Annotated in this window: 20 protein-coding genes and 2 pseudogenes; 17 read left to right on the top strand and 5 right to left on the bottom strand. The window is 62.2% G+C overall.

Annotated elements, in window-relative coordinates; all coding sequences use genetic code 11:
- Position 1: 1 nt before the first annotated feature.
- The 3 genes from ACUN0E_RS10005 to ACUN0E_RS10015 all read left to right on the top strand — a co-directional run bounded on the left by ACUN0E_RS10005 (position 2) and on the right by ACUN0E_RS10015 (position 3,588).
- Complete coding sequence (locus ACUN0E_RS10005) at positions 2–1,252, top strand: amidohydrolase family protein (protein ID WP_445566477.1); 1,251 nt, start codon at positions 2–4, stop codon at positions 1,250–1,252.
- 51 nt (positions 1,253–1,303) lie between these two features.
- On the top strand, positions 1,304–2,668 hold the full coding sequence (locus ACUN0E_RS10010; RefSeq protein ID WP_445566478.1) for an MFS transporter: 1,365 nt from the start codon (positions 1,304–1,306) through the stop codon (positions 2,666–2,668).
- Between the two features lie 200 nt (positions 2,669–2,868).
- A complete protein-coding gene (locus ACUN0E_RS10015) occupies positions 2,869–3,588 on the top strand; it encodes an ABC transporter substrate-binding protein (RefSeq protein ID WP_445566479.1) in 720 nt (239 codons plus the stop codon).
- 54 nt (positions 3,589–3,642) lie between these two features.
- On the opposite strand, the gene ACUN0E_RS10020 is transcribed toward ACUN0E_RS10015, so the two are convergent.
- Positions 3,643–3,834: a hypothetical protein gene (locus tag ACUN0E_RS10020; protein WP_149667994.1), complete on the bottom strand. Its 192-nt coding sequence runs from the start codon at positions 3,832–3,834 to the stop codon at positions 3,643–3,645.
- Between the two features lie 235 nt (positions 3,835–4,069).
- On the opposite strand from ACUN0E_RS10020, the gene ACUN0E_RS10025 reads away from it, so the two are divergent.
- The 8 genes from ACUN0E_RS10025 to ACUN0E_RS10060 all read left to right on the top strand — a co-directional run bounded on the left by ACUN0E_RS10025 (position 4,070) and on the right by ACUN0E_RS10060 (position 12,523).
- Entirely contained in the window at positions 4,070–5,872 is a 1,803-nt protein-coding gene (locus tag ACUN0E_RS10025; protein WP_445566480.1) for an ABC transporter transmembrane domain-containing protein, read from the top strand.
- 193 nt (positions 5,873–6,065) lie between these two features.
- A complete protein-coding gene (locus ACUN0E_RS10030) occupies positions 6,066–6,977 on the top strand; it encodes a LysR family transcriptional regulator (RefSeq protein WP_445566481.1) in 912 nt (303 codons plus the stop codon).
- 188 nt (positions 6,978–7,165) lie between these two features.
- Complete coding sequence (locus ACUN0E_RS10035; RefSeq protein WP_445566482.1) at positions 7,166–8,302, top strand: porin; 1,137 nt, start codon at positions 7,166–7,168, stop codon at positions 8,300–8,302.
- 63 nt (positions 8,303–8,365) lie between these two features.
- Complete coding sequence (locus ACUN0E_RS10040; RefSeq protein ID WP_445566483.1) at positions 8,366–9,706, top strand: MFS transporter; 1,341 nt, start codon at positions 8,366–8,368, stop codon at positions 9,704–9,706.
- Positions 9,707–9,736: 30 nt separating this feature from the next.
- A complete protein-coding gene (locus ACUN0E_RS10045) occupies positions 9,737–10,432 on the top strand; it encodes a hypothetical protein (RefSeq protein WP_445566484.1) in 696 nt (231 codons plus the stop codon).
- 27 nt (positions 10,433–10,459) lie between these two features.
- Positions 10,460–11,488 (top strand): zinc-dependent alcohol dehydrogenase, encoded by a 1,029-nt coding sequence (locus ACUN0E_RS10050; RefSeq protein WP_445566485.1) that lies wholly within the window; start codon positions 10,460–10,462, stop codon positions 11,486–11,488.
- Between the two features lie 40 nt (positions 11,489–11,528).
- Positions 11,529–11,873, top strand: coding sequence for a GFA family protein (locus ACUN0E_RS10055; protein WP_120305835.1), 345 nt, complete (start codon positions 11,529–11,531; stop codon positions 11,871–11,873).
- Positions 11,874–12,061: 188 nt separating this feature from the next.
- On the top strand, positions 12,062–12,523 hold the full coding sequence (locus tag ACUN0E_RS10060) for a CHRD domain-containing protein (RefSeq protein WP_408519837.1): 462 nt from the start codon (positions 12,062–12,064) through the stop codon (positions 12,521–12,523).
- Positions 12,524–12,570: 47 nt separating this feature from the next.
- Here ACUN0E_RS10060 and ACUN0E_RS10065 read toward each other — a convergent pair.
- Both ACUN0E_RS10065 and ACUN0E_RS10070 read right to left on the bottom strand, forming a co-directional pair.
- A pseudogene (locus ACUN0E_RS10065) lies at positions 12,571–13,260 on the bottom strand (cytochrome b/b6 domain-containing protein); the annotation flags it as partial.
- Between the two features lie 85 nt (positions 13,261–13,345).
- A pseudogene (locus tag ACUN0E_RS10070) lies at positions 13,346–13,498 on the bottom strand (TIGR00366 family protein); the annotation flags it as partial.
- Positions 13,499–13,688: 190 nt separating this feature from the next.
- On the opposite strand from ACUN0E_RS10070, the gene ACUN0E_RS10075 reads away from it, so the two are divergent.
- The 5 genes from ACUN0E_RS10075 (at position 13,689) to ACUN0E_RS10095 (ending at position 19,239) form a co-directional block, all read left to right on the top strand.
- Positions 13,689–14,708, top strand: a complete 1,020-nt coding sequence (locus ACUN0E_RS10075; RefSeq protein WP_408338976.1) for an ABC transporter substrate-binding protein — start codon at positions 13,689–13,691, stop codon at positions 14,706–14,708.
- A gap of 76 nt (positions 14,709–14,784) precedes the next feature.
- Positions 14,785–15,774 carry a quinone oxidoreductase family protein gene (locus ACUN0E_RS10080; protein ID WP_408338978.1) on the top strand — a complete coding sequence of 330 codons (990 nt, stop codon included), beginning with the start codon at positions 14,785–14,787 and terminating at the stop codon, positions 15,772–15,774.
- Between the two features lie 87 nt (positions 15,775–15,861).
- Complete coding sequence (locus ACUN0E_RS10085; protein ID WP_408227841.1) at positions 15,862–17,187, top strand: MFS transporter; 1,326 nt, start codon at positions 15,862–15,864, stop codon at positions 17,185–17,187.
- A gap of 20 nt (positions 17,188–17,207) precedes the next feature.
- On the top strand, positions 17,208–17,885 hold the full coding sequence (locus ACUN0E_RS10090) for a response regulator (protein ID WP_408227844.1): 678 nt from the start codon (positions 17,208–17,210) through the stop codon (positions 17,883–17,885).
- Entirely contained in the window at positions 17,875–19,239 is a 1,365-nt protein-coding gene (locus ACUN0E_RS10095; RefSeq protein WP_408227847.1) for a sensor histidine kinase, read from the top strand. Before ACUN0E_RS10090 ends, ACUN0E_RS10095 begins: the two co-directional genes overlap by 11 nt.
- 183 nt (positions 19,240–19,422) lie before the next feature.
- Here ACUN0E_RS10095 and copM read toward each other — a convergent pair whose 3' ends face one another.
- Entirely contained in the window at positions 19,423–19,821 is a 399-nt protein-coding gene (gene copM, locus ACUN0E_RS10100; RefSeq protein ID WP_408338986.1) for a CopM family metallochaperone, read from the bottom strand.
- A gap of 98 nt (positions 19,822–19,919) precedes the next feature.
- Positions 19,920–20,117: a heavy-metal-associated domain-containing protein gene (locus ACUN0E_RS10105; RefSeq protein ID WP_445566486.1), complete on the bottom strand. Its 198-nt coding sequence runs from the start codon at positions 20,115–20,117 to the stop codon at positions 19,920–19,922.
- Positions 20,118–20,184: 67 nt separating this feature from the next.
- Between ACUN0E_RS10105 and ACUN0E_RS10110 the strand changes: the two genes are divergently transcribed.
- On the top strand, positions 20,185–20,721 hold the full coding sequence (locus tag ACUN0E_RS10110; protein ID WP_408519841.1) for a hypothetical protein: 537 nt from the start codon (positions 20,185–20,187) through the stop codon (positions 20,719–20,721).
- The last annotated feature ends 23 nt before the right edge of the window (positions 20,722–20,744 follow it).

The raw sequence follows: 20,744 nt of genomic DNA on the forward strand, positions 1-20,744 counted from the left end.
GTTGAGCACTTTCCTCCTACGTAACGGCGCGCTTCTCGATCCTACCCACCCTGATCTGCTAGAGGGCTTCGAAGTCCTCATCGAGGACGGTTTCGTCCGCGAAGTTTCCGACAAGCCGATAAAAAGCAGCAACGCGCGCGTCATTGACGTTAAAGGCAAGACGATCATGCCGGGGCTGATCGATCTGCATGTGCACGTCGTGGCGATCGAGTTCAACCTGCCGCGCGTCGCGACGCTACCCAATGTGCTGGTTACGCTGCGCGCCGTGCCGATCATGCGCGCGATGCTGCGCCGCGGCTTTACCACCGTGCGTGACGCAGGGGGTGCCGGGTATCCATTCAAGCAGGCGGTCGAGTCAGGGCTCATTGAAGGTCCACGCCTTTTTGTTTCCGGCCGCGCGTTAAGCCAGACGGGTGGTCATGCCGATTCGCGCGCCCGTTCCGACTACATGCCGCCCGATGCACCCTGCGGATGCTGCGTGCGTGTGGGTGCGCTTGGCCGCGTGGCGGACGGCGTCGATGAAGTGCGCCGGGCCGTACGCGAAGAACTGCAGATGGGCGCCGACCAGATCAAGATCATGGCTTCGGGCGGTGTTGCTTCACCGACCGATCCGGTCGGCGCATTCGGTTACTCCGAAGATGAAATCCGCGCCATCGTCGCCGAAGCTCAGGGGCGCGGCACCTATGTGCTGGCGCATGCCTATACGCCAGCGGCGATTGCGCGCGCTGTGCGCTGTGGTGTGCGCACGATCGAGCACGGCAATCTGATTGACGACGAGACCGCCCGCCTCGTCGCGGAGCACGGCGCGTATGTTGTGCCAACCCTTGTCACGTATGACGCCCTTGCAAGCGAAGGCGAGAAATACGGGCTGCCACCGGCAAGCCTTGCCAAGGTCGCGGACGTGCATGGCGCCGGCATGCACTCGATTGAAATCATGAAGCGCGCCGGGGTCAAGATGGGCTTTGGCACGGACTTGCTCGGCGAGGCGCAGCGCTTGCAAAGCGATGAGTTCCGGATCCTGGCTGAAGTCCTGTCGCCGGCCGAGGCGATCGCAAGCGCGACGCTCGTGGGCGCGGAAGTGCTCGGTATGCAGGACAAGCTCGGCAGAATCATGCCGGGTGCTCATGCCGATGTGCTGGTGGTGGATGGCAATCCTCTGAAGTCCGTCGACTGCCTGTTAGGTCAAGGCGAGCATATTCCGCTCGTGATGAAAGACGGGCGAATCTTCGTCAACGAGCTCGAGAGCGTTTGAACGTATCGCCCTGCGTCCGCAGCTTCCCGCCGTTCCTATCGGAGCCTGTTCATGTCGATGATCGCCGCCCGTATCGAGCGTCTGCCGTTTTCAGGTTTTCATCGCCGTCTGCTGTTGATGGGCGGCCTCGGCTATACCTTCGATGCGATGGACGCTGCCGTGCTCGCTTTCCTGCTGCCGGTATTGCGCACGCAATGGGGGCTGACGAGTGTGCAGACGGGCGTGCTGGGAAGCGGCACGTTCATCGGCTATTTCGCCGGCGCGATGCTCGCGGGCATGCTCGGCGATATCATCGGTCGGCGCAAGGTCATGATGTATGCGCTCGTGATTTACTGCATAGCGTCGCTTGCCAGCGCGTTCGCGAATGATTGGGGATTTTTTCTTGCGACGCGTATTGCCGCCGGGTTGGGGACAGGCGCGGAGAGCGCCATCGTCGCGCCGTTTCTCTCGGAGTTCGTGGCGCGACGGTATCGCGGGAGTTTCACCGGCAGCCTCGCGGGGTTTTTCTCCTTTGGCTTTGTGGCGGCCGCACTGCTCGGCTATCTGGTGATCCCGCTCGCACCCAATGCGTGGCGCGCAGTCATGGTCATTACCGCGCTACCCATTCTGATGCTGCTCTGGTGGCGCCGCGCGTTGCCCGAGTCGCCGCGCTGGCTCGAGGCGCGCGACCGGCACGCGGAGGCCGATGCGATCGTGTCGCGGATGGAGGCGGAGATAACCCAGACCGGCGTGCAGTTGGAGCCGCTGCCACCCGTGCGCGACGGATCCGTTCCGCTCGCAGCCGGACGCGCCTCGATTGTCGCGAACGTCAAGGCGTTGTGGTCGGCAAAACTCGCGCGCATCACGGCCATGACGTGGCTGATGTGGCTATCCATCACGTTCAGCTACTACGCTTTTTTCACGTGGATTCCCGGCTTGCTGGTTCAGAACGGGATGACGATCACGCGAAGCTTTTCCTATTCGCTCGTGATTTACTGTGCGCAGATCCCAGGGTACTTTTCAGGCGCGTGGCTCAACGAGAAGATCGGCCGGCAGGCAACGATCGCGTCATACATGATATTGGGCGGCGTATCGGCGCTCGGGCTTGCGTTGACGCGTACGGATGCCGGCATCATGATGTCGGGAATCCTGCTGTCGTTCTTCATGAACGGCACCTATGCCGGCGTTTATGCTTACACCCCGGAGGTTTTCCCCACCGACGTGCGCGCAACGGGCACGGGGCTCGCTTCGTCAATTGGCCGGCTGGGGGCGATTGCTGCGCCTATCCTTGTCGGGTACGTTTATCCGTTGCTGGGCTTTGCCGGGGTGTTCGGTGCGACGACGCTTGTGCTGCTAATTGGTGCGCTGGCCGTGGTACTCATGGGGGTGCCGACGCGCGGAAGGTCACTCGAGGACATCGCGGCCGAGCAAATCTGATCGTTAACTCCCGACCATCCAGGATGACGAAGCTTTCAATCACGACATGCCGCAGTACTGTTTTCACAAGGTTGGCAGCCGTGCTGGCACTGGCTGTCATCTTGCCCTTGTCCATTTCGATGCCCGCTTTCGCGCAAACGCAAGGCGCGAGCGCTTCACCAACAACGGGTTTACAACCGTCGAATCAGAAAGGCACATCAATGGCGAAAATATTCGCACCGAGCGGCACCTTGCGTGCGTCGATCAATCTCGGCAATCCAGTCCTCGCAAGTCTCGATCCGGCGACGGGAAAACCGGTCGGCGTGTCCGTCGATCTCGCCACCGAATTCGCCAAACGACTCGGCGTGCCTCTGCAACTGGTCGCGGTCAAATCGGCGGGGGCTTCGGTTGAAAACGTGAATCAGGACAAGGCCGATATTGGCTTCTTCGCCGTCGATCCAAAGCGCGGAGAGGAAATCAGTTTCACGAAACCCTATGTGTTGATCGAAGGCTTTTATCTCGTTCGCGACGCGTCGCCGATTAGCGCCAACGAGCAGGTTGACCAACCTGGTGTGACGGTCGCGGTCGGCAAAGGCAGTGCCTACGATCTGTTCCTGACGCGAGAACTGCATCGCGCGACGATCGTCCGGATTCCGACTTCGCCGGCGGTGGTGGAGGGCTTTCTGGATCAGCATCTGGACGTGGCCGCAGGCGTCAAACAGCAACTGGAAAAAGATGCGGCCAAAGCGGGTGGGTTGCGGTTGCTCGATCAACGCTTCATGGTGATCCGTCAGGCGATGGGTGTGCCGAAAGCAAGAGGCGATGAAGCGGCCGCCTATCTTGCGAAGTTCGTCGAGGACATGAAAGCGTCGGGCTTCGTCGCGGCGGCTCTCGCGCGTCATGGCATCGCTGGCGCGGCCGTTGCGAAAGACAATGACTAGGACGCGACCGGTAAGCGGCGAGTGCGACCGCCCTGGCGGGAATAATCTCGCCGCCTAACGACGCCCGCTGCGGCCCCACACGTAACGCACCCAACGTTGCCATCTGCTCCTCTGCGGAGCGATAGCATTGCGTGACGCCTGCTCTTCGCGGTCGCGCTCGACACTCTTCTGCACCTGTTCGTGGATCTGGCGCAACGTCAGGCCGCCGGGGCCTTTCAGTTTGTCGGGATCGGAGTCGTCTGTCATGGGAATGGCCTGTTCCGGATGAGTCGGCTTGATCTTGAACCAGATGAGCACTCGCAGCAAGTACGCGGAGGCAGTCTGACGACCGACGCCCAGCTAGACAGGCCGTCAGCCCTTCAGGACGGTGCGCGGCGGACACAGAAGCACTGATGAATCCGCGTCAGGCTTTTACATGAACCGACGTTGAATCCGCAGGACTGGCACAATCGGGTGACTTTCGAGTCGCTTGGGAATTCTCATGCCAGACGCTGTCCCGCTTTCGTCACCTTCACCACCTTCACCGCCTTCAGCCCGTATTGGCCCCCTGTTTGCCCTGCTTCCCTTCCTGCGCCCCTATGCCGGCCGCTGGGCGCTCGCGTTTCTCGCGCTGGTAACGTCGGCAGGCGCCACCCTGGTGTTGCCGGTGGCGTTCAAATACCTGATCGATCGTGGCTTTGCGGGGGGAGACCGGGCGCACATCGATCGTTATTTCTTTGCGCTATTTATCGTTTCACTGGTACTGGCTGGCGCCACGGCGCTGCGCTTCTACCTCGTGTCATGGCTGGGCGAGCGGGTCACGGCCGACTTGCGGCGTGCGGTCTATGACCACGTGCTGGGGATGAGTCCGCAGTTCTTCGAGACCACACAGACCGGTGAGGTGCTCTCACGGCTCACGGCCGATACCACGTTGATCCAGGCGGTAGTCGGCACCAGCCTGTCACTGGGGTTGCGCAATTTCTTCCTGCTGACCGGTGGCGTGGCGATGCTGGCGGTGACGAGCCCGGTGCTGTCGGGCTATATCATCGCGACGCTGATCGTGGTGGTCGCGCCCATTGTGATCTTCGGCCGGCGCGTGCGGCGGCTCTCGCGCGCGAGCCAGGACAAGATCGCGAACACGAGCGCGTTGGCGGGCGAGGTGCTCAACGCCATGCCGACCGTTCAGTCGTACACGCAGGAGCCCTTTGAGACGCGGCGGTTTACCAGCGCGGTGGAGGCGGCCTTTGAGACGGCGCTCACGCGCATTCGCGCGCGCGCCTGGTTGACCGCCGTGGTGATCGTGCTGGTGTTCACCGCCATCGTGTTCGTGCTATGGCTTGGCGCACAGGCGGTGCTCGCCGGCCGGATGACGGCAGGCCAATTGTCCCAGTTCATCCTCTACGCCGTGTTCACGGCCGGCGCCGTGGGAGCCGTTGCCGAGGTGTGGGGCGATCTGCAGCGCGCGGCCGGCGCGACCGAACGGTTGCTGCAATTGCTGGCGGCGCGCTCGCCGGTGGTCCAGGCCGAAACCACGGTCGCACTGCCTGCGCGAGGCGAGGGCATCCGCTTCGACAACGTCGGCTTCTCGTATCCTTCGCGCCCTGGCATTGCCGCGCTTTCCTGCCTCTCACTCGATGTCCGTCCGGGCGAACATGTCGCCCTGGTCGGGCCGTCGGGCGCGGGCAAGACCACGCTATTCCAACTGCTGCTCCGTTTTTACGATCCGCAGTCCGGCAGCATTCTGATCAACGGTGTGCCGACGCGCGACGTGCCGCTCGTCGAATTGCGCAAGGAAATCGGGGTGGTGTTGCAGGAGTCGGTGATCTTTTCAGGAAGCGTGCTGGACAACATCCGCTACGGCGCGCCGGACGCCACGCTTGCGCAAGTACAACGGGCTGCCGACATGGCCGCCGCGGCCGGCTTTATCGAAGAACTGCCGCAAGGCTACGACACGTTTCTCGGCGAGCGCGGCGTGCGGTTGTCTGGCGGGCAACGCCAGCGCATTGCGATCGCTCGCGCGATTCTGAAGAACCCGCCCATCCTGCTGCTCGACGAAGCCACGAGCGCGCTCGACGCCGCCAGCGAACGGCTGGTCCAGAAGGCGCTGGACAACGCCGCGCAAAACCGCACCACGCTGGTCATCGCGCATCGTCTCGCGACCGTACAACAGGCCGACCGCATTGTCGTGCTGGAACAAGGTCGCATCGTCGCGCAGGGTCGTCATGCCGAGCTTCTTCTGAGTTCGCCGCTCTATGCCCAGCTTGCCGCGCTGCAGTTCGGCGAGCAGTTGGGACAGACGGCATAGCGGGGTGCTGTGAGCGATTCTGTTGGGTCTGCGTGAAGTCGCAACGTCTGTCCTTAACGTCGGCCTTTGGCGGCGCGAGAGTGCGGTCCAGGCCGGATCGCTGCCGATCGTTATACTTGCGACGGCAAAAAATCATAATCGACTGAGCTGCTGCAAGGCAGTTGAATAGAAAAACTATCGGAAACGGTTACATATGGACAGCGTAGAAAACGTTCGGGCGTTTCTCGCGGTGGCGGAGATCGGCAGTTTTTCCGGCGCTGCGCTGCGCTTGAACCTGGCGGGCTCGGTGGTCACCAAACGGGTCGGTGCGCTCGAAAAAGAACTGAACACGCTGCTGTTTCAACGCACCACGCGCAGTTTGCATCTGACCTCGAGCGGGAGAGAGACGGTTGCCTTGGCGCGCGATTTTCTCGCCTCCTATGAGCGCCTGATGAGCGGCCCCGTCGACGATGGCCCGGCGCTCACGGGCAGATTGCGGATCAAGGCACCGTCGTCGTTCACGAATCATTTTCTCGGCAAACTGCTGAACGACTTTTTCCGTGCTCATCCGAAAGTCGACATCGAGTTGCAATTGAGGAACCGGCCGGTCGATCCCCTGCTCGAGGGCTTCGATTTCGTGATCACGGGTTTGCCGGTCGCCTATGAGGGCGTCGAGGAATTTCCGCTCTGCCCGTTCAAGCGGCTCGTCTATGCGGCGCCGGCGTATCTGGAGAAATACGGCGAGCCGGCTCATCCATCCGAGTTGCCCGCGCATCAATGTCTGCTCTATTCGTATGTCAGTCCGGTTCGCACGTGGACCTTCGACGAACATGGCTCGGGCCGCATCGACGTGGCCGTCAATAGCGCGTTCTCGACCAACGACATCGACGCGATGCATCGCGCTACCGTGGACGGTCTCGGCATTGCGGTGCTGCCGCGTTACCGCGCGAAGGCGAGTGTCAAGCAGGGGCAACTCGTGCAGATCCTCACAGGTTTCGAGTTGCCGGACTTCTGGATCAAGGTGCTGCGCCCAGCGGATCACAACAATCCGAAGTTGTTCCACGCGCTGCTCGATTTTCTGACGCAGGGCCTCGCCGAGCTCGCCCGTGAGGACGATTTCCTCTGACGTGTGTCGCCGCTTCCGGCCGCGCGCGCCGATATTTTCCAGAAACCGTGTTCTGAACTTCCCGTTTGCTGCTATTTCCGGCCGCCCGTTTCGGCGATCATTTCCTGACAGGTCACCCATTACCGGGTGCCCTCGTTAAAAAAGAGGGTGCGCCAGCCGCGGCCCCGGATAACGAACAGGAGACGGAATTGAAACATCTGGTTGCTTGCCTGCCATTGGCGGCGTGCGCGCTAGCGCACGCGCAAAGTAGTGTGACGCTATACGGGGCGGTGGATAGCGCGCTCACCTATACCAACAATCAGGGCGGCAAGTCGGCCGTGCAAACCTATAGCGGCGGGCGCGCCGGCGACAAGTTCGGCATGCGTGGCGTGGAGGATCTGGGCTCGAACCTCAAGGCGATCTTCGTGCTCGAGGCGGGCTTCAGTGTCGAAACGGGGGCCTTTCAGCCCGCCAATACCCTCTTTGGCAGACAGGCGTTCGTGGGTCTGAGCGGCGACTGGGGCAATGTCTACCTGGGCCGTCAGTACTCCATGACCAACGACTACTTCGTGCCGCTGAGCACCAGTTTTCTGTTCGCGGGCGGGCTCGGCGCCACGCTCGGCGATATCGACGGTTCGTGGAATTACAACAAGATCAGCAACGTGATCAAATACGAAAGCCCGGTCTATCACGGCTTCAACTACAGCGCGATGCTGAGCCTCGGTGGTACGCCGGGCGATTTTTCGCACGACAGGACTTACGGCGCCGGCGCGCAATATGTGAATGGCGGCCTCACGCTTGCGGGCGCGTACATGAACATGCGAACGCCGGCGACCTCGATTTTCGGTGCGAGCGCCTCGCCGGTGACGGGCGCGGCTTTTACCAATCCGGTCACCAATCCGATTTTCCAGAACTATGTGACTGCGACCAGCCAGCAGGTGCTCGGCGGCGGCGCGAAATACGTATATGGCCGCTCTCAATGGTCGTTTCTGTATTCGAATGTGCGGTTTCTCGACATTGTCCGAACGGCGTCGAATCGCACGGCGCCCGCGAACGCCGCGTTCAACAACTACCAGTTGAATTACGCGTTCAATTTCACGCCGGCCACAATGGGCGGCGTGGCATGGCAGTACAGTGCTTCGCCAGGCGGTCACTACAACTCGCTCGAAGCCGGTACAGCCTATCTCTTCTCGAAGTCGACTTACGTGTACGGCATGACTATCTGGCAACACGCGAGCGGCGTCGATTCGACCGGCAAACAGGCTGTCGCGGATCTGTTCGGATTATCGCCGTCGAGCAACTCGAATCAGCTGGCCCTGCGAGTAGGCCTCAGAAAGCTCTTCTAAGACACCGGCATCGACCCGCCGAACCACGCGCGCAAAACAGGATGTGAGCAGGAGACATGCAGCATGAAGCAGAATGATTTGATCGATGTGCAGGAGTTTGTCGATACGCAGCCACTCAGCCGTTTCCAGTGGCTGGTCATCGTGCTTTGCTTCCTGACGGTGGCGATCGACGGTATCGATATCGGGCTCGCCGCGTATATCGCGCCGTCGGTGCGCGCGTCGTGGGGGCTGACGGTCAACCAGCTCTCGCCGATTTTCCTGTTTGGCCTGATCGGCATGATGGCCGGCTCGCTGATCTTCGGCCCGCTCGCCGACCGTTACGGAAGAAGGCCGGTGATGCTCGCATCGGTCGCGTTTTTCGGCTTCGCGACGCTGTTCAGCCTGCTGGCCACCAACGTGACGGAGCTGGCGTTGCTGCGATTCGTCGCCGGGGTCGGCATCGGTGGCGCCACGCCGACCGCGGTGACGCTGACGGCGGAATATGCCCCCGCGCGCCGGCGCCTGACCATCATCACGATCATGCTGTGCGGCAATTCGCTCGGCTCGGCGTTCGGCGGGGTGGTGGCTTCGCAGGTGATTTCGCGCTTCGGGTGGCACGCCATGTTGATCGTCGGCGGGGTGGCGCCTTTGTTGCTGCTGCCGGTGTTGTGGTTGTGGCTGCCGGAGTCGATGCGCTTTCTCGCACTGCGCCGTCCGGATCGGCAAGCGGATCTGCGTGCTTTCGGCCAACGCATCGCGGCCGCCGCGGTGCGGGAGGATAGCCAATTTGTCGCGCGTGAACCGGAGCGGCTGCGCTCGGCGGTGCGCGAACTGCTGGTGGCGCCTTATCGCCGTGGCACGCTGCTGCTGTGGACGACCTTCTTCATGGGCCTGTCGGTGCTGTATCTGATGTCGAGCTGGCTGCCGACCATCATCACCCATTCCGGCGGCTCGATGAAGACAGCGGCGCTGACTACGGCGCTCTGGTCCGTCGGCGGCACGTGCGGCGGTCTGCTGCTCGGTCGCGTCATGGATCTGGCAACGCCGCACCGGGTGCTGGGTTGCGCGTACTGTCTCGCCGGCGCTGTGATCTATCTGGTCGGACAGACCTACACGACACCCGCGGTGCTCGGCCCGATTGTTTTTCTCGCGGGCTTTTGCATCAGCGGTTCGCAGGTCGGCGTCAACGGTCTGGCGGCGACTCACTATCCAACCACCAGCCGCGCGACAGGTGTGGCGTGGGCCACCGGCATCGGCCGGTTCGGCTCGATGCTCGGCTCGGTGATGGGGGGATTCCTGCTGTCGTCGGGCTTGGGCTATGAGACCTTGTTCATGCTGGTCGCGGTGCCCGCGCTGATTGCCGCACTGTGCATGTTCAGCATGCCCGCAGCCGCGCCGCGCGTGCTGCACGCCCGCCCGTCCTGAAGTGTTTTCGATTAACTGGAGTGTTGCATCATGGCCATTTCCGGTTCCGCGTTTCTCGCGCTATGGAACGACGTCAGCGCTGAATTCGACACGGAATACAACCGTTGGCATACGGACGAACATGTACCCGAGCGGGTCGGCATTGCCGGCTTCATCGCCGGCCGCCGCTACCGGTCGTCGGCGCCCGGGCAGCACCGTTACTTCACGCTGTACGAGACTGAAACATCGGCGGTATTCGATTCGGCTGCTTATCTCGACGTGATCGAACGGCCCACCGCGCGGTCGGCGTCGATGCGTCCGCTGCTAAAAAACGTGGTGCGTGCGACGTGCGACACCGTTGCGTCCACCGGTAACGTATCGGGACAGGCCATCGCGTGCGTTCGTATCAGTGCGGCCGACCAGTTCGACGGACGGGCGTTGACCGACGCATGCATGGCGTTGGCGGGTGTGAGCTCGGCGCACCTGGGGCAGGTCAGATTGTCGGTGCCGGACGCATTCGAGAAATGGTCGAATGCCGACGAACCGACCCACGTGCTGCTGGCGGAAGGCGTCGACGAGGCTACGTTGAGGGCGCACGAGATCGCGCTCGGCAAGCTCGCGCTTCGGTTTGCCGGAGCCGCGCAACCGGCGATTGTCGACGTCTACGAGCTTGTCTTCGGTATCAGGCATTCGCAGGTGGATGCGTCGTTGCTGCGAGCCATACCGGCCTCCAATTCGCCGCTTTGAACCCGATACTGCTGTCAGGAGCAACTCATGCAAGCATTGCAAAAAACAGCCGCCGCATTCGGCCTCGAACTTCGTGAGGTAGCGCCGCCGCAGGCGCCCGCCGCGGGCGAAGTGATTGTCGACGTGGTTGCCGCCGGCATCTGCGGCAGCGACGTCCATATCTACGACTGGTCGGGCGGTTACGACTTTCTGAAGCAGGCGTTTCCCGTCACGATCGGTCACGAGTTTGCCGGCAGGATTGCGAGTGTGGGAGAGGGCGTTGTCGATCTTCGGGCGGGGCAGCCGATCGTTGTGATTCCGTCGGTTGAGTGCGGCGTATGCCGCTTTTGCACGGCAGGGCGGCGCGACGAATGCCGTGACCGTCGCGGCATCGGCATGTTGCGCGATGGCGGCTTCGCGCGGTCCGTGCGCGTGCCGGCGATCAACTGCCTCGCATTGCCCGGCGATCTCGATCTCGGGATCGCGGCGCTATGCGAACCGTTATCGATCGGATTGAGCGCGGTGAAGGCCGCCGATGTGAAGCGCGGCGACAAGGTGCTCGTGATGGGGCCCGGTACCATCGGGCAGGGCATCGCGTTACTCGCAAAAGCACGCGGCGCGGACGTTGTGGTGGCCGGCTATGACGACAAGGATCGCCTCAATGGAGTGCGCGCGCTTGGCATCGACAAGACCCTCGATTTGAAGGAACGGCCGCTGTCCGATGCGAAGCAACTGAGCGGCGCGGACGAGTTCGATATCGTCATCGAGGCGACCGGTGTGCAGTCCACGGTGCAGGCCGGTCTCGATCTCTTGCGGCCTTCGGGCGTGATGGTGATCTGCGGCATCCACGGCGCGCCGGTCAGTTTCGACGCGGCTAAACTCGTGCGCAACCGTCATCAGATTCGCGGTACTTACCGCGCTTCTCGCGCGACATGGGCGGAAGTGCGTGATTTTGTCGTCGAGCATCATGCCGCGCTGGTGCCGATGATCACGCATCGACTGCCGCTTGCCGATGCGCTCGAGGGCTTCGAGATGGCGCGCAACAAGATCGGCTCGAAAATTCTGCTGATGCCGTGAAGGTGGCGCGGCGCTGCCGGCATGCTCAAACGGAGGAAAGATGCCACGCTATACAGCTTCGTGCCATTGCGGCGCGGTCAAGTTTGCCTTTGACGCGCAGATCGACGAACTCGTGATCTGCAATTGCTCGTTGTGCACGAAGCGGCGCGCGGTGATGGTGAGTGTGCCGCGCGATAGTCTGCAGATCCTGGAAGGGCATAGCGCGTTGAGTTCGTATCGATGGAATACCGGGCAAGCTCATCATCACTTCTGCTCGACTTGTGGCATTTACACTTTTCATCAGCGGCGCATCGATCCTGCCATGTACAGCGTGAACGCATTCTGTATCGACGGTCTTGACGTGTCGGCGATTCCGCTGCGTCATGTGGACGGAAGAAGCCGTTAGTCCCGTTGAAACCTGCTGCGTCTTCTCGTTGCGCAGGCCAAAGACTTCCGCACCCCACCTGGAGTTACCGGCGGCTTGCGTCTATCCTTATCTCACCTCTTTGGCTGCCAGCGGCGCCGACGAGGCCTTTCGCACTCTTCGATAGTGGCTACCGCCCAGCAAGGGCAAACCCAAAAGGAGAAAACCAGATGTCACGATCCATCTCGCAGCGCGCTTTCATGGTGTTCGGTGGCCTGGCCTTGTCGGCTACGCTGACCTTGGCGCAAGCGGCGCCGGTCTCATTTCAGGTGCCGTTGACGGGCGCCCAACAGGTTCCGCCGGTGCAGACTCCCGGCAGCGGCAGCGCCGACCTTACGTACGACGCCAGCACGCGGGTCGTCACCTGGAACGTCAGCTTCAGCGGATTGTCGAGTCAGGCCACGATGGCGCATTTCCATGGGCCCGCCCCGGCCGGTAAAAACGCCGGTGTGAAGGTCTGGCTCTCGCAGAAAGGCACCATGGAGATGACGAGCCCGCTCAGTGGTCAGGCCACGCTATCCCCGGAGGACGCCAAGATGTTTGAAGCGGGTGACATGTACATCAACGTTCACACCAAGAACAATCCGGGCGGCGAGATCCGCGGACAGGTGGTACCTCCGAAGAGCAACTGACGCAATCGCTGAAGCGGCACCCAGAGGTCAGGTTCGCGGCGAGCTGAGAGATAAGCCGCGAGCAGCATCACCACGGCAGCGCCGACACCGAGCGGCAGGAGCGCCAGCAGCGCTGGCCTCTGCCGCGGCGCGTCGATGGACGGAGGCAACAGTTTGTAGCCGGTTAGCATCGGCCGCAGCAGGTTGTGTCGCTTCGCTACTGCGTAGAGAGCGATTACGAGTACGTGCAGCGCCACCGCGGCGAGCAGCACGTCCCAGACAAGCCCGTGCAGCGTCGAGATCGCGTTGGCGAGCCACGCGGGCACCACTTCGCTCAACGGGCCTTCGTCGGCGATGTCGTTGTTGACGTAAAGCCCGCTCAGCGTCTCGACCAGCAGCAACGCGAGCAGCAGCAAGACCATCCAGCCGCCGGCCGCATTGTGGCCCACCTGCACGTCCGGCTCGCGGCGAAACAGGTGACGCAAATGACGCAGCGCAGCCGCGGGCGACGTCACAAAATTGCGAAAACGCGCGGTCTCGCTGCCCAACCAGCCCCACAGCAGCCGGGCAATAACCAACGCGAGCAGTGTCTCGCCGACCCGGACGTGCCAGTCGATCCAGTTCAGCTTCAAGGTGACATAGGCCGCCGTGACCAGCACGACCACCAGCCAGTGAAACAGTCGCACCGGCGCGTCCCAGACCAGTACCGGGCGGCGGACAGGCTGTGTCAGCCGCGTGACAGGTTCGTGAGCATCCATGTGTCGCGCCTCCGTTCGCAAGCGACTGGAAGAGAGTCAGGCCCGGAATGAACACCACGCCGGAGAATAGCAACGCCGTGACGCACTAGCCCATGATGTCCCTTACGCCAAGCCCTCAATCGCGAGCGCCGGTAGCGGCCAGAACGGTTGCATCATATTGGTCCAAACCTCCCTGAAAAGCGATTGCCATCGCTTTCCTGGCCATCTTCCGAAGATCGGCTGCATTTGCACCGCTTGCCACCACCGGGCAGGCCGAGCGGCATTGCGGCGTTCGCCGCCCGTTAGCGACCCGTCGGGGTAAACACCCAGAATATTTCGTTCTGACGGAAAGCAGGCAGAAGGCGTTGGTTTTTTATACTCCATGCAAGCGTTGCATCAGACGATCCGTAGATATCGGGCGGGTGCTTCGCAACAGGAGACACCCCGATATGCCACCGTTCGCCCGCTTCATGGCGCTCGCCTCGACTGCCTGTGCGTTCCTGTTCTGGATGCCCCGTGCCGAAGCGGAGAAGCTGACACTGATGACGGGCGGCGTGTCGAAGATCATCTATCTGCCGGTCACGCTGGCATCGCGGCTGGGCTACTTCCGCGATGAGGGGCTGGATGTCGACATCGTCTCGGAACCCGCCGGCGTCGATACCGCGACCGAACTGATTGCCGGCGCAGTTCAAGGCGCGGTGGGCTACTACGACCATACGATCGATCTTCAGAGCCGGGGCCTGGAAGTCGAAGCCGTCGTCGTGCTGGGACAGTCCGCGGGCCTTGCTGAACTCGCGTCGACCCGGGTCGCGAAGCCGATGCGGACGATGGCCGATGCAGGTGGCCGAAAACTCGGTGTGACGGGGTTCGGCGCTTCGACGTATTTCCTGAGCCGCTATCTTGCGCAGCACGCCGGTGTGGCAGCGAACGCCTATACGGTGGTGCCGCTGGGTCCCGACGACGGCTTTGTCGACGCGATGATGAAAGGATCGATCGATGCAGGCATGGTTGAGGAACCCACGGCATCGAGGCTGCTGGACGCAGGCGCCGCGCAGGTGCTGGTGGACATGCGCAGTATCGAGGGTACGCGTACGGCGTTGGGCGGCCCGTATGCCGGCGCGTGTTTATATGCACAGCGCAAGTGGGTCGCCACCCATCCGGATGCAACGAGGCGCCTCGTCCGTGCGCTTGTGCGCGCACTCGCATTTATTTCCTCGCACAGTGCCGGCGACATCGTGGCCGTGTTGCCGCGGAAATTCGTCGGCACGAACGAGCCGCTCTACCTGCAGGCGCTCACTGCCTCGATTCCCTCGTTTTCGCGTGACGGCAGGATGCCTGACGGCGCGCCGCAGACCGTACTGAGCGCGCTAGCCGCGGTCAACCCCGCAATCGAGCCGCGTCATGTCGATCTGGCGCGAACCTATACCAACAGGTTTGCCATTGAGGCCAATGCCGTAGCGAGCCGCTGATGAACGATCCATGCATCACGAGACGGACACGGTGCCGGCGGCAAACAACATTCATTCGAGACACGGAATACGAGCTATGAAGGCCATACGCATCGAGCAATACGGCGGTCCAGAAGTCCTGCAGCGAGTCGAAACCGGCGTTCCCTCGCCAGGCCCCGACGACGTGCTGATCCGGGTGGGTTGTGCCGGCATCAACTTCATGGATGTTCATACACGTCAGGGCAAATACAAGGACTCGCGTACCTATCCGGTACGGCTGCCGTGCACGCTCGGAATGGAAGGCGCGGGCGAGGTCGTCGAGGCGGGCTCGAACGTCACCTCACTGAAGCGCGGCGACCGTGTTGCCTGGTGTATTTCGTGGGGCGCATATGCCGAGTACGCCGTGGTGCCGGCGTCGCGCGTCGCGCATATTCCTGCGGCGATTCCGTTCGATCTCGCGGCGGCGGCGATTTTCCAGGGATCGACGGCGCACTATCTGCTGGAAGACGTCGCGCATCTTGGCGCAGGCAGCACGTGTCTCGTGCATGCCGCGTCGGGTGGCATCGGACAGTTGCTGGTCCAACTCGCAAAACGGCGCGGCGTAACGGTCTATGCAACGACGAGCAACGAAGCGAAGGCCGAAGTTGCGCGCGAACATGGCGCCGATCACGTGATGCTGTATGACGACGGGCGCTTTGCCGACCGCGTGCGGGAGGCGACGGACGGACGCGGTGTCGACGTCGTGTTCGATGCAGTCGGACGTGCAACCTTGCGCGACAGCTTTCGCGCCACCCGGACTCGCGGCCTGGTCGTGAACTACGGCTCGGTGTCCGGATCGTTGAACGACCTCGATCCGATCGAACTCGGTGAGGCCGGTTCGCTGTTCCTCACACGCCCGCGTCTCGCGGATCATCTCGCGGATGCCGCGACCGTGCAGCGCCGCGCCGACGAAATTTTTGCCGCCTTGCAGGACGGTACGCTGAAGGTCGAAATCAGCGGCCGCTACACGCTCGACAACGTCGAAGCAGCGCACGAAGCGCTCGAGGCACGCCGTCAATTGGGCAAGTCCGTGATGATGATCGGCTGACCCTTCCTTTTCCCTAGTCAACGAAGCCGGACCCGGTGGCCTCAACGGCCGCCGAGGACGTGTTCGTCCCTCTCTTTCGAGGTCACCATGACATTCTCAACTTCGGCTAACGAAACAGCGACGGCGGATGCGCCGCATGCTTCGAAGGAGTCGCGGGTGCGCGCGGTTTTTCGCGTCACCAGCGGTAACTTTCTCGAGATGTACGACTTTACCGTGTACGGGTATTACGCGGCCGCGATTGCCGCCACCTTCTTTCCGACCGGCAACGAATTCGCGTCTCTGATGCTCGCGCTTTCGGTATTTGGCGCGGGTTTTCTGATGCGTCCGATCGGTGCGCTCGTGCTGGGTGCGTACATCGATCGCCACGGCCGCCGCAAGGGCTTGATTCTGTCGTTGATGCTGATGGCGGTCGGCACCGCGTGTGTCGCGTTCGTACCGGGCTACGCGTCGATTGGTCTGGTCGCGCCTGCCGTTGTGCTGTTTGGCCGGCTGCTGCAAGGCTTTTCTGCCGGGGTCGAACTGGGTGGCGTGTCCGTGTATCTCTCGGAGATCGCGACCAAAGGCAATCGCGGCTTCTATTGTTCCTGGCAGTCCGCGAGCCAGCAGGTCGCGGTGGTGTTCGCGGCGTCGCTCGGTGTGCTGCTGAACCGCCTCATCCCTGCGTCGGAGATGAACGCATGGGGATGGCGTATTCCGTTCGTGATTGGCTGTCTGATCGTGCCGTTCCTCTTTTATGTGCGGCGCTCGCTTCGTGAGACCGACGAGTTTATCGCGCGCCGCCATCGCCCGGGGATGGCCGAAATCGCCCGGTCGATGGTGCAGCATTCGCGGCTCATCCTGGCGGGCATGGGGCTCGTGATCATGACGACTGCATCGTTCTATCTGATCACCGCGTACACGCCGACGTTCGGCAAGGTCGTGCTGAAGCTGTCGTCGCTGGACGCGCTGCTGGTCACGGTCTGTGTCGGCGTGTCGAATTTCGTGTGGCTGCCGATTGCGGGCGCTGTGTCCGATCGCGTCGGTCGCCGTCCCGTGCTGCTCGCCTGTACCGTGCTCGCGATCCTTACCGCTTATCCGGCAATGCAATGGATGGTGGCGCAACCGTCGTTCGGGCGTCTGCTGCTGGTCGAGCTCTGGCTGTCGTTGCTCTATGCGTGGTACAACGGCGCGATGGTCGTCGCGCTAACGGAATTGATGCCGGTGCATGTGCGGACGACCGGGTTTTCGATGGCGTACAGTCTTGCCACGGTGATCGGCGGCTTTACGCCTGCGATCTCGACCTGGCTGATTCATACTACCGGTGATAAGGCTTCGCCGGGCGCATGGATGACATTTGCAGCACTTTGCGGCGTGACCGCGACACTGGCCCTGTACCGTTCACCCCAGGCGCGGGAGCAGTACAGAACGGCATGAACGCTTTGGGGATAGATGCGATGAGGCTACTGCTCGTCGAAGACAATGATCAGCTCGCGCACTGGCTCGCGAAAATTCTGCGGGACGACGGCTTCATGCTCGATCGTGTCAGCGACGGCGAAGCGGCCGAAAGCGCGCTGCGCGCGGTACCGTACGACGTCGTGCTGCTCGATCTGAATCTGCCGCACTTGTCGGGTAAAAGCGTATTGCGCCGCATGCGCGAGCGCGAGGACGCAACGCCGGTGTTGATCCTGACGGCGACCGGCGCCGTCGACGAGAAAGTGGTGTGCCTCGGCGCCGGCGCGGACGACTACATCGTGAAGCCATTCGACGCACGCGAGCTGGTCGCGCGTGTGAAGGTGCTGGCGCGGCGGCAGGCGCCGTCCCGCTCGAACCGGCTCAAATGCGGCAATCTCACGTACGACATGGACCGCTGCCAGTTCGCTGTCGAAGGCGAACCGCTGACGCTGACGCCGCGAGAACACGCGGTACTCGAGGCCTTGATCCTGCGCGCGAAAAAGACGGTCGCCAAGACCATGCTCGCGGATTCGCTCAGCAACGCCGATGCGCCGACCAGCGAAGACGCCATCGAGATCTACGTGTCGCGGCTGCGCAAAAAGCTCGAAAAGAGTACCGCAACCATCATCACGCTGCGCGGCCTCGGCTATCTGCTTGAAGACGGCGCCAATGACGAATAGCCTGCGACTAAGGCTGCTGTTGTGGCTGCTGCTGCCGATGACCGTGTACGTTGTCGCGGCGGGACTGATCGCACGCGACAACGCGCAGCGCACGGCGCGGCTGTTGCAGGACGAGGCGTTGCTATCCTCGGCGCGCGTGATGGCGGGCGATATCCGATGGGAGAACGGCTATCTGCACGCGGAGATATCCCCCAGCGCGATCGAGATATTAAGTTCGCCGTACGGTGACCTGGTCTATTTCAGCATTCGCGAAGTGGGCGGCGCGACCATTGCGGGGACGTCGGATTTCCCGCTGCGCGTGCCCGGCGATTCGCCCCTGTGGTACGACGCGACCGTGAGCGGACATCCGATCCGCGCGGTGTCGCTGATTCGCCCGATGTACGACTCGGGCGCGATCAGGCAGGTCGTCGTGTCGGTCGGGCGTACCCTGCGTCAACGCGATGCCACCGCCGCCGCGCTGTGGCGGCCGCAGATGCTGCACTTCGCGAGCATCGTGGCGATCGCGGTGGTACTGGTTTGCGTCGGGCTCACCTTTGAACTGCGTCCGTTGATGAGGCTCGCAAAAGACATGCTCGGGCGTGCACCGAACGTGTCGTTGCGAGTGCGGGCCGATCCGTTGCGCAATGAATTGCGCCCGATCGTCACCGCGTTCAACCAGTGCCTCGATATCATCGAGCGGAAAACGGCGATGCAACGGCGCTTCATTGCCGACGCGGCTCATCAATTGAGAACGCCGCTCACCTTGCTCGGCACGCAATTGCAATATGCGCGACGCCAGGACGATCTCGCCCAAGTGAAGGAGACGCTGGCGGCCATGCACCGCAGCAACCTCTCACTGGTTGCGCTGACCAATCAGCTGTTGCTGCTCGCTCAGGCGGAAGCCGCGGACTATGCCGACTTCGAGGGGGCGCCCGTCGATCTGCGTGCGGTTGCGACCGGAACCATTGAACAGCTTGCGTTGCTCGCGCAGCGCCGGCAGGTTGAACTGTCGGCTGAACTCCATGAGCCTGCCGAGGTGATGGGAAACGAGCCATTGCTGTCCGTTCTGCTGTTCAACCTGCTCGACAATGCCATTCGCTATACGCCAGCCGGTGGACATGTCGCGCTCAAGATCGATTCGACGGGCGAGCGGGTGGCCCTAACCATCACGGACGAGGGGCCGGGTATCGGCGCCGAGCTTCGTGAGCGCGTTTTCGAACCGTTCTTTCGTGCCTCCAGCGAAGAGGGGAGTGGGCTCGGGTTGTCGATCGTGCGCGAAATTGCACGTGCGCATCGGGCTGAGCTTGCGTTGGGCGATGGAACGGCCGGGCGAGGGTTGGTGGTCTCGGTGGTTTTCCCGGCCGTTCGAGGGTGAGACCGGGCCAGCCTTAAGAGAAACGTGTCGCGAAGCTATCTCGCGCTCGCAGGGAGATTGCCAGATCGACCGCAGTCTGCGCCGCCCGGCCACCGCGAAGTCGCCGTCGATGACTTCGCGGTGGCGTGAGGGCCTGGCGCGGCGTCAAAGCGTCAAGCATTCACGCGGCAATGTTGCCCGTTGTCACTTCACACCATGCTTGGCCTGCCAGCGTTGCATGAACGCGATCTCATCGTGTTGAGCCTTGATGATGTTTCGGGCCAGGCGTTTCAACTCGGGATCCTTGCCGTATTTCAGTTCCACCTGCGCCATTTCGACCGCGCCTTGATGATGCGGAATCATGTGGGCGACGAAGTCCTTGTCGGCATCGCCCGTGTAGGCGGGCGCTTCCATGGCTTGCATCATTTTCTCGTCGGCGTCCTTGAATGCCTGTGTCGATGCGCTCGACGCGGTGTCCGCGGACCCGGACATGTCCATGCCTGGCATCGACGCACTCTGCTGGGCGTGGACGGGCGCCGCGGCGACAGCAAACGCAATGCCGCTGAAAAGGCACAAGGCGCGGAATGCGTGAAGATTTTTCATGTTGGGTTTTCCGTTGGGACAAAAGTTATGTCGGGCAACCATAATGCCGCAAACGGGTCGCAAGGCTTAATCGGCAGACATAGCCTGATGCGATCCGTTTAGCGCTTGAGCGAAGGATGAAACCCCGCCGCTTCGATTGCCTCGATGATGTGTGCCGACGACAACGTCGACGTGACCGTCACGATTTTAACGGGGACATCGACCTCGAGTTTCGCCGCGGGGTCGAGTCCGGTCACTGCACGAGTAATGGCGTTGGCGCAGCCGCTGCATGTCATATCCGGGATTTCGAGTTCCATTTCCTGCCTCCAGTGAGAAATCAGAACTCAAGCCTGGGCCTTCCCATGGTGGGAAGGTCAAGCATATATGCCTATTTTCATGCTGTCGCCAACCTTGGCCGTATCGAAGCAAAAAGCCGCGTCAGACTGGTCCGGTTCCGACCTTACAGTCTTCTTAATCAGCATGCTAGACTCCGTACCCATGTCTTACTGGCGCAAACTCTTCCTTGTCGTGCTGCTCGCGCTGAGCCTTCCGGTTCAGTCGTTCGCGGCCGTCTCCATGAAATGCGAGTCCTCGCGTGTTGGTGGAGAAGGGGTGTCCATGTCCCATGAGAATGCTGGCGAGGCGACTCACCCGCATGACCATGCTGCGATGATGGCCGATAGCGCCAATGACATCGCCGGTGCCGATTCGCAGAACCACAGTCATGCTGGTGGCGCGCATCATGCGCACACCTGTTCGACATGTGCGTCGTGCTGTTTCGGCGGCGGCTTGCCGGCCGCTCCGGTTGCGGCGATATCCGCCGACGCAGTTCATTTCGCCGTGCCTCTCGCTCCCTCTGTCCGTGTCGCGTCATTTCTGACTGACGGCATCGAACGACCTCCCCGAATCGCTCTCGTCTAGTTCCCTCGCAGCGTGATGCTGCG

The organism is Paraburkholderia sp. D1E, from assembly GCF_052682275.1.

What these genes read in the sequence shown, in the direction of transcription:
- ACUN0E_RS10010 (WP_445566478.1), top strand. Translation starts at nt 1,304, where the DNA reads ATGTCGATGATCGCCGCCCGTATCGAGCGTCTGCCGTTTTCAGGTTTT.
- ACUN0E_RS10015 (WP_445566479.1), top strand. Translation starts at nt 2,869, where the DNA reads ATGGCGAAAATATTCGCACCGAGCGGCACCTTGCGTGCGTCGATCAAT.
- ACUN0E_RS10020 (WP_149667994.1), bottom strand. Translation starts at nt 3,834, where the DNA reads ATGACAGACGACTCCGATCCCGACAAACTGAAAGGCCCCGGCGGCCTG.
- ACUN0E_RS10025 (WP_445566480.1), top strand. Translation starts at nt 4,070, where the DNA reads ATGCCAGACGCTGTCCCGCTTTCGTCACCTTCACCACCTTCACCGCCT.
- ACUN0E_RS10030 (WP_445566481.1), top strand. Translation starts at nt 6,066, where the DNA reads ATGGACAGCGTAGAAAACGTTCGGGCGTTTCTCGCGGTGGCGGAGATC.
- ACUN0E_RS10040 (WP_445566483.1), top strand. Translation starts at nt 8,366, where the DNA reads ATGAAGCAGAATGATTTGATCGATGTGCAGGAGTTTGTCGATACGCAG.
- ACUN0E_RS10045 (WP_445566484.1), top strand. Translation starts at nt 9,737, where the DNA reads ATGGCCATTTCCGGTTCCGCGTTTCTCGCGCTATGGAACGACGTCAGC.
- ACUN0E_RS10050 (WP_445566485.1), top strand. Translation starts at nt 10,460, where the DNA reads ATGCAAGCATTGCAAAAAACAGCCGCCGCATTCGGCCTCGAACTTCGT.
- ACUN0E_RS10055 (WP_120305835.1), top strand. Translation starts at nt 11,529, where the DNA reads ATGCCACGCTATACAGCTTCGTGCCATTGCGGCGCGGTCAAGTTTGCC.
- ACUN0E_RS10060 (WP_408519837.1), top strand. Translation starts at nt 12,062, where the DNA reads ATGTCACGATCCATCTCGCAGCGCGCTTTCATGGTGTTCGGTGGCCTG.
- ACUN0E_RS10075 (WP_408338976.1), top strand. Translation starts at nt 13,689, where the DNA reads ATGCCACCGTTCGCCCGCTTCATGGCGCTCGCCTCGACTGCCTGTGCG.
- ACUN0E_RS10080 (WP_408338978.1), top strand. Translation starts at nt 14,785, where the DNA reads ATGAAGGCCATACGCATCGAGCAATACGGCGGTCCAGAAGTCCTGCAG.
- ACUN0E_RS10085 (WP_408227841.1), top strand. Translation starts at nt 15,862, where the DNA reads ATGACATTCTCAACTTCGGCTAACGAAACAGCGACGGCGGATGCGCCG.
- ACUN0E_RS10090 (WP_408227844.1), top strand. Translation starts at nt 17,208, where the DNA reads ATGAGGCTACTGCTCGTCGAAGACAATGATCAGCTCGCGCACTGGCTC.
- ACUN0E_RS10095 (WP_408227847.1), top strand. Translation starts at nt 17,875, where the DNA reads ATGACGAATAGCCTGCGACTAAGGCTGCTGTTGTGGCTGCTGCTGCCG.
- copM (WP_408338986.1), bottom strand. Translation starts at nt 19,821, where the DNA reads ATGAAAAATCTTCACGCATTCCGCGCCTTGTGCCTTTTCAGCGGCATT.
- ACUN0E_RS10105 (WP_445566486.1), bottom strand. Translation starts at nt 20,117, where the DNA reads ATGGAACTCGAAATCCCGGATATGACATGCAGCGGCTGCGCCAACGCC.
- ACUN0E_RS10110 (WP_408519841.1), top strand. Translation starts at nt 20,185, where the DNA reads ATGCCTATTTTCATGCTGTCGCCAACCTTGGCCGTATCGAAGCAAAAA.